The organism is Streptomyces sp. NPDC051310 (assembly GCF_044455245.1).
Lineage (GTDB): Bacteria > Actinomycetota > Actinomycetes > Streptomycetales > Streptomycetaceae > Streptomyces.
This window is the reverse complement of sequence record NZ_JBITEO010000049.1, coordinates 1-8,259: the sequence shown is the minus strand read 5'-3', so window position 1 is coordinate 8,259 and position 8,259 is coordinate 1. Positions and strand designations below refer to the sequence as shown.

The following is an 8,259-nucleotide window of genomic DNA, read 5'->3' as shown; positions in this document are numbered from 1 at the left end:
CCGTCACCGGCGGGTTCATCGACACCACCACGATGGACGCCGGGTACTGGTACCGGAACCTGCGCGGACAGGTCGGCTTCGAACCCGCCATCCGCACGCTCATCGACAAGGGCATGGGCTGCTTCGTCGAGGTGTCGCCGCACCCCGTGCTGACCATGGCGGTCGAGGACACCGTCGAGGCACAGGACGCCGCCGGCCGGGTCGCCGTCGTCGGCTCCCTGCGCCGCGACGAGGGCGGACTGCCCCGCTTCCTCCTCTCCCTCGGCCAGGCGCACACCATCGGCGTGAAGGTCGACTGGCAGGCGGTGTACGCGGGCACGGGCGCCCAGCGCGTCGACCTGCCCACCTACGCCTTCCAGCGCGAGACGTACTGGCTGACGCCGTCGGCGCAGGGCGGTGACGTCGCCGCGGCCGGCCTCGACCGCATGCGGCACCCCGTCCTCGCGGCGGCCGTGGAGGTCGCCGACCGCGACGAGTGGGTGTTCTCCGGCCGCCTCTCCACAGAGTCGCAGCCGTGGGTGCGCGACCACGTCGTCCTGGGCACGGTGATCGTGCCGGGCGCCGCACTCGTCGAACTCGTCCTCGCCGCGGCCCGCCACCTCGGCTGCGAACTCCTCGACGAACTCGTCTTCGAATCCCCGCTGACCCTCGACGAAGGCACCGCCCGCCACCTCCGCGTCACCGTCGGCCGGCCGGGCGAGGACGGCCGGCGCGAAGTCGCCCTCCACTCCCTGGCCGAGACCGGCACCGGACCGGACGGCGAACGCCGGGTCGTCCGGCACGCACGCGGCTGGATCGCCCCCGAAGCCGCACCCGCGACGCCCTTCCCCGCCTCCTGGCCGCCGGTCGCGGCCGTCGAGTCCTCCGCCGACGCCCTCTACGAGCGCCTGGCCGACATCGGGCTCGACTACGGCCCCCTCTTCCAGGGCGTGCAGGCCGTGTGGCGCAGCGGCACCGACGTGTACGCCGAGGTCGCCCTCCCGGATGACACCGCCCTCGACGGCTACGCCATCCACCCGGCGCTGTTCGACGCCGCGCTGCACGCCGGCATGGTGGACAAGGACCCGGCGTCCGCCCCGGACCTGCCGTTCTCCTGGTCCGGCGTACGGTGCGGAAACACCGCGCCCTCCCGGGTGCGCGTACGCATCGGCAACGCCGGCGAGTCCGCCTTCCGCGTCGACATCGCCGACGAGAACGGCCACATGGTCGTCGCCGTCGACAGCCTCGCCGTGCGCCCCGTCGACCCGGCGCAGCTGGGCCGCGCCCAGGGCGAGCAGAACACCCTGTTCCAGCTGGAGTGGGCGCCCGTCACGGGAACGTCGTCCCAGGCCCGCGTCGTGGTCCTCGGTGACCTCGACGCACCCGGTGAGCGCTACGCCGACCTGCCCGCCCTCGAAGCCGCGCTCGCCGACGGCGCCGCCGGCGCGGACGTGGTCCTCGCCGAGATCGAGACCCCGGCCGGGGACGATCCCGTCGACGCCGCACACGCGGTGGCCGAGCGCACCGTCGCCCTGGCCCAGCGGTGGCTGGCCAGCGAGTGGCTCGGCGAGGCGACCCTGGTGGCGGTGACCCGGCACGCCGTCGCCGTCGGCGCCGAGTCCGTGGACCTCGCCCAGGCCCCCGCGTGGGGTCTGCTGCGCAGCGCGCAGACCGAGCACCCCGGCCGTTTCGTCCTGGTCGACACGGACGGCGGCGCCCAGCCCGACTGGAGCTCCCTGACCGGGCTGGACGAGCCGCAGCTGGCCGTGCGCGGCGGCGCGCTGCTCGCACCCCGCCTGGGACGGCCGGCCGCCGGCCCGTCCGGTGAGTCGTGGCGGCTGGCCAGCACGGAGAAGGGCTCCCTGGAGAACCTCGCGATCGTGCCCTCCGACGGCACCCGCCCGCTCGGCGTCGGCGAGGTCCGCGTCTCCGTCCGCGCCGCCGGCCTCAACTTCCGCGACGTGCTCATCGCCCTCGGCATGTACCCGGGCGAGGCACCCCTCGGCAGCGAGGCCGCCGGCGTCGTCCTGGAGGTCGGCTCCGCGGTGACCGACCTCCGGCCCGGCGACCGCGTGTTCGGTCTGGTGATGGACGCCTTCGGCCCCGTCGCCGTCGCCGACCGCAAGACCGTCGCCCGCATGCCGGAGCACCTCACCTTCGCCGAGGCGGCCGCCATCCCCGTCGTCTACCTGACCGCGTACTACGGCCTGGTCGACCTCGCCGACCTGCGCAAGGGCGAGAAGCTGCTGGTGCACGCCGCCGCCGGAGGCGTCGGCATGGCCGCCGTACAACTCGCCCACCACTGGGGCGCCGAGGTCTTCGCCACCGCCAGCCCCGCCAAGTGGGACGCCGTACGCGCCCTCGGGGTGCCCGCGGAGCGCATCGCCTCCTCCCGCGACCTCGGCTTCCGCGACGCCCTCCGCGCCGCCACCGGCGGTGCCGGCGTGGACGTGGTGCTCAATTCCCTCGCGGGCGAGTTCGTCGACGCGAGCCTGGAACTGCTGCCCGAGGGCGGCCGCTTCATCGAGATGGGCAAAACCGACATCCGTGACCCCGAGGCCGTCGCCCACCGCACCGCGGGCGTGCGCTACCGCTCGTACGACCTGATGGAGGCGGGACCCGACCGCATCCAGCAGATGCTGGTCGAGATCGCCGAGCTGTTCGCCCACGGCAGTCTGACGCCCTCGCCGATCCGCGCCTGGGACGTACGCCGCGGACAGGAGGCGTTCCGCTACCTGCGCGAGGGCCGCAACGTCGGCAAGGTCGTCCTCACCGTGCCGGCGCCCCTCGACCCCGAGGGGACCGTCCTCGTCACCGGCGGAACCGGCGGCCTGGGCGCCCTGTTCGCCCGGCACCTCGTCACCCGGCACGGCGCACGCCACCTGTTGCTGGTCAGCCGGCGCGGCCCGGCCGCCGACGGCGCCGCCGAACTGGTCACCGAACTCGCCGCCCTCGGCGCGCAGGCACGCGTCGCCGCCTGCGACGTGTCCGACCGTGACCAGCTCGCCCGCCTCCTCGACACCCTCGACCGCCCGCTCACCGCGGTGATCCACACCGCCGGCGTGCTGGCCGACGGCGTCATCGAGTCGCTCAGCCCCGCGCAGATCGACCACGTCATGCGACCCAAGCTGGACGCCGCGTGGCACCTGCACGAGCTGACCTCCCGCATGGACCTGTCGGCGTTCGTCCTGTTCTCCTCCGCCGCCGGACTCCTCGGCAACGCGGGCCAGGCCAACTACGCCGCCGCCAACGCCGCCGTCGACGCGCTCGCCGCACTGCGGCAGGCAGCCGGCCTGCCCACCCTCTCCCTGGCGTGGGGCCTGTGGTCCGACTCCACCGGCATGACCGGCGAGATGGACGAGACCGACCTCGCCCGCATGGAGCGCACCGGCATCGGCGCGATCTCCCAGGACCTCGGCCTGGAACTGTTCGACCAGGCCCTCGGCTCGGAGGCCGCGCTGCTCGCCCCCGTCCGCCTGGACCTCGGCGCGCTGCGCACCCAGGCCCGGTCCGGCATGCTGCCCGCCCTGCTGCGCGGTCTCGTACGAGCCCCCGCGCGCCGCGCCGACAACGACCGGTCGCTGGAGCGGCGGCTCGCCGGAGTGCCCGAGGCCGACCGCGAGCAGGTCGTCCTCGACCTCGTCCGCACCCAGGTCGCCTCCGTGCTCGGCCACGCGTCCGCCGCCGCCATCGACCCCGAGCGCGCCTTCAAGGAGCTCGGCTTCGACTCCCTCGCCGCGGTCGAGCTGCGCAACCGGCTCAGCCAGGTGGCCGGCATACGCCTGCCCGCGACACTCGTCTTCGACCACCCCACCCCCCTCGAAACCGCGCGGCTGATCCTCGCCGAGGTCGGCGGAGCCGGGTCCGGACCGCGGCCCTCGCCGCTCGACGAGGAGCTGCAGCGGCTGGAGGCACTCCTGATCGCCGTGTCCGGCCACAAGCAGCAGCTCGCCGGCGCCGAGCCGCGCCTGCGCTCGCTCAGCAACCGGCTGCGGACCCTGCTGAGCCAGACGAACACCGACCACGACGACGACCCCGGCGACGACCTCGACGACGACCTCGACTTCGTCTCCGACAGCGAGATGTTCGACCTGATCGACAAGGAGCTCGGATCCGCATGACCGGGATGACGGACGACAGCCGGAGTGGATCCATGAGCGACGAGCAGAAACTCCGCACCTACCTGCGCCGCGTGACCGCCGAACTCCGCACCGCCAACCGGCGGGTGCACGAGCTGGAGCAGCGCGACGTCGAGCCGATCGCGATCGTCGGCATGAGCTGCCGCTTCCCCGGCGGGGTCACCTCGCCGGAGGAGCTGTGGGAGCTGGTGGCGTCCGGTCGGGACGCGATGGGCCCGTTCCCGACCGACCGCGGCTGGGACCTGGACGGACTCTACGACCCGGACCCCGAGCGGCCGGGCAGCGCCTACGCCCGGGAAGGCGGGTTCGTCGACACCGTCACCACGTTCGACGCCGACTTCTTCGGGATCAGCCCGCGCGAGGCGCTGGCCATGGACCCCACCCAGCGGCTGACGCTGGAGACCGCCTGGGAGGCGTTCGAGGACGCGGGCATCGACCCGACGACGCTGCGGGGCAGCGACACCGGCGTGTTCGCCGGCACGGTCTCCTCCGACTACGGCCCGTCGACGCTGCCCGAACTGGAAGGGTTCCGGGTGACCGGCACCCAGAGCAGCGTCATGTCCGGCCGCGTCGCCTACAGCCTCGGCCTGGAAGGCCCCGCGGTCTCGATCGACACCGCCTGCTCCGCCTCCCTCGTGGCCCTGCACCTCGCGGCGAACGCGCTCCGCGCCGGCGAGTGCTCGCTGGCGCTCGCCGGCGGCGTCACGGTCCTGGCCGGACCTTTCCTCTTCGTCGAGTTCAGCCGTCAGCGCGGCCTGGCCAGCGACGGCCGCTGCAAGCCGTACGCGGCCTCGGCGGACGGCACCGGCTTCTCCGACGGCGTCGGCCTGGTGGTGCTGGAGCGGCTGTCCGACGCCAAGCGCAACGGGCGGAACATCCTCGGCCTGATCCGCGGCAGCGCGGTCAACCAGGACGGCGCGAGCAACGGTCTGACCGCGCCGAACGGTCCCTCCCAGGAGCGGGTCATCCGGCAGGCGTTGGCTTCGGCCGGCCTGTCCCCGGTCGAGATCGACGCGGTCGAGGGCCACGGCACGGGCACCAAGCTGGGTGACCCGATCGAGGCGCACGCCCTGCTGGCGACGTACGGGCGTGAGCGTGCCGGTGACCCGCTGTGGCTCGGCTCGATCAAGTCGAACATCGGTCACACCTCGGCCGCGGCGGGTGTCGCGGGTGTGATCAAGATGGTGATGGCGATGCGGCACGGCGTGCTGCCGCCCACGCTGCACGTGGACGAGCCCTCCCCGCACATCGACTGGCACTCCGGACGCGTCGAGCTGCTGACCGAGGCCCGTGAATGGCAGGTCGAGGGTCGTCCGCGCCGTGCGGGTGTCTCGTCGTTCGGCGTGAGCGGGACCAACGCGCACCTGATCCTCGAGGAGGCTCCCGCCGAGGAGCCCTCCGAGGACGCTCCCGCCGAGGAGGTCCGGCGACCGGCCGGTGCGCTTCCGGTGGTGCTGTCGGCGCGCAATGACGCGGCGCTGCGGGCGCAGGCTGAGCGGCTGCGGTCGCACCTGCTGTCGCGGCCGGAGTTGTCCGTGGTCGACACGGCGTACTCGCTGGTGACCTCGCGCGCGCTGCTGGAGCGGCGGGCCGTGGTGGTCGCCGGGGACCGGGACGAGCTGCTGGCGCGGCTGGCCGACGTGGTGGGTGAGTCCGCTGTTGCGGGCAAGTCGGCGTTCCTGTTCACGGGGCAGGGGTCTCAGCGGGCCGGTATGGGCCTGGAGCTGGCCGAGGCGTTCCCGGTGTTCGAGCGGGCGCTGGCGGAGGTGTGTGCGGAGGTTGATCCGCGGCTGGGTCGCTCGCTGCGGGAGTTGCTGGCGGCTGATGGTGATGTGCTGAACTCGACGGAGTTCACGCAGGTGGCGTTGTTCGCGGTCGAGGTGGCGCTGTTCCGTCTGGCGGAGTCGCTGGGGGTTCGTGCGGACTTCCTGATCGGGCATTCGGTCGGTGAGATCGCTGCCGCGCATGTGGCGGGTGTGCTGTCGCTGGCGGATGCGGCCGAACTGGTGGTGGCACGTGGCCGGTTGATGGGTGCGCTGCCCGCCGGTGGTGCGATGGTCGCCGTCCAGGCCGACGAGGCTGAGGTCGCGGAGTCCCTGGCCGGTTTCGAGGGCCGTCTGGAGATCGCGGCCGTCAATGGGCCGCTCGCGGTCGTCGTATCCGGTGACGAGGACGCGGTGGAGGAGTGGCTGCCGCGCTGGGAGGGGCGTAAGACGTCTCGCCTGCGGGTGTCGCATGCGTTCCACTCGCCGCGTATGGAGCCGATGCTGGCGGAGTTCCGCGCGGTCGCCGAGCGGCTTGAGTACGCGGAGCCGCGTATCCCGGTCGTGTCGAACGTGTCCGGCGAGCTGGTGACGGCCTTCGACGCGGAGTACTGGGTACGCCATGTCCGTCAGGCGGTGCGTTTCGCCGACGGTGTGCGCACGCTGTGGGAGCTGGGTGTTCGGCGGTTCCTGGAGCTGGGCCCGGATGCTGTGCTGAGCGCGATGGCGCGCCAGTGCGTGGAGGACTCCGAGGCGGCGTTCGTGCCCGCCCTGCGGGCCAAGCGCGGTGAGCGGGAGACGTTCGCCGCCTTCCTCGGCCGGGCGCACACGGCCGGCGTCGGTGTGGACTGGGACGCGGTGTTCGCCGGGACGGGCGCGCGGCGCGTGGAGCTGCCCACGTACGCCTTCCAGCGCGAGCGGTTCTGGCTGACCCCGGGCACCGCCACGGGTGATGTCTCGGCCGCCGGGCTCGTCGGCGTCGAGCACCCTCTCCTGGCCGCGGCCGTGCAGGTCGGCGACCGGGACGAATGGGTGTTCACCGGTCGCCTCTCCACCGAGAGCCAGCCCTGGGTCACGGAGCACCTGCTGCTCGGCACCATGGTGGTGCCCGGCACGGGTCTGGTCGAGCTCGCCCTGGCCGCCGGCCACCGTGCGGGTGCGCCGGTGCTGGACGAGCTGGTGCTCGAATCGCCGTTGCTCGTCCAGGACGGCATCACCCGGCACCTCCAGATCACCGTCGGGGCGTCCGCCGCGGACGGCCGCCGTGAGGTGGCCATCTATTCGCGGCCGGAGGACGCCACCGGAGAGGCCGGGACCACCTGCCATGCCCGGGGCACCCTCGGCCCCCTCGGCACCGGGAGCGCGCCTGCTCCGGCCTGGCCGGAGCAGTGGCCCCCCCAGGGCGCCGAACCGATGCCCGTCGACGAGCTCTACAGCCGTCTCGCTGACCTCGGGTACGACTACGGGCCCCTGTTCCACGGCGTCGAGGCCGTGTGGCGCGACGGTGACGAGACCTACGCGGAAGTGACCCTCCCCGAAGGGCACGACGGCTTCGGTATCCACCCCGCCCTCTTCGACTCCGCCCTGCAGAGCGGTGTCATCCTGCTGACCGGGAGCGACGCCGCCGCGCACCTCATGCCGTTCAGCTGGAGCGGTGTGCGGCTCGACAGCCCCGGCGCCTCGCGGCTCCGGGTCCGCTCCACCATGACCGGCGACACATCGCTGCGGCTGGACGCCGTCGACGAGAACGGCGCCCCGGTGGTGTCCGTCCGTTCCCTCGTCGTGCGCCCGGTGGAGCAGGAACGCATCGACGGTGCGCGCGGCGACGCGCGGCAGTCGCTGTACTCGGTGGACTGGACGCGCATCGAGACCGGGCCCGCCGCCGGTGCCCCGGACGTCGTCCGGATCGGCGAAGGCGGTACGTACCCGGACCTGGACGCCCTGGAGCGGGCGCTCGCCGAGGGCGCGCCCGCGCCGCGCGCGGTGCTCGCCGCCGTACCCACCACCGGTGAGGACACCCCCGCCTCGGCGCGCGCCACCGCCGCCCGGGCCCTTGTCCTGGTGCAGCGGTGGCTGGCGGGCGAATGGCCGGGCGGTGCCCGGCTGGTGGTGGTGACCCGTGGCGCCGTCGCCGTCGACGGCGAGGCGTGCGATGTCGCGCAGGCAGCGGTGTGGGGCCTGGTGCGCAGCGCGCAGACGGAGCATCCGGACCGGTTCGTCCTCGTGGACCTCGGTCCCGACGGTGATGAGCCGGACTGGGGCGCGGTGCTGGGTGCCGATGAACCGCAGGTGGCGGTGCGCGGTGGTCGCGTGCTGGCGCCGCGGCTGTCCCGGGCGTCGGCCGGTGCGGCGGTGACGTCGTTCGACCCCGAGGGCAC

Annotated in this window: 1 protein-coding gene and 1 pseudogene; both read left to right on the top strand. The window is 73.8% G+C overall.

Annotated features, from left to right (window positions below; genetic code table 11):
- On the top strand, positions 1 to 4,100 hold a 4,100-nt coding region (locus ACIA79_RS33440), incomplete at its 5' end, for an SDR family NAD(P)-dependent oxidoreductase (RefSeq protein WP_399432191.1).
- Positions 4,101 to 4,144: 44 nt separating this feature from the next.
- Positions 4,145 to 8,259: pseudogene (locus tag ACIA79_RS33435) on the top strand (type I polyketide synthase); the annotation flags it as partial.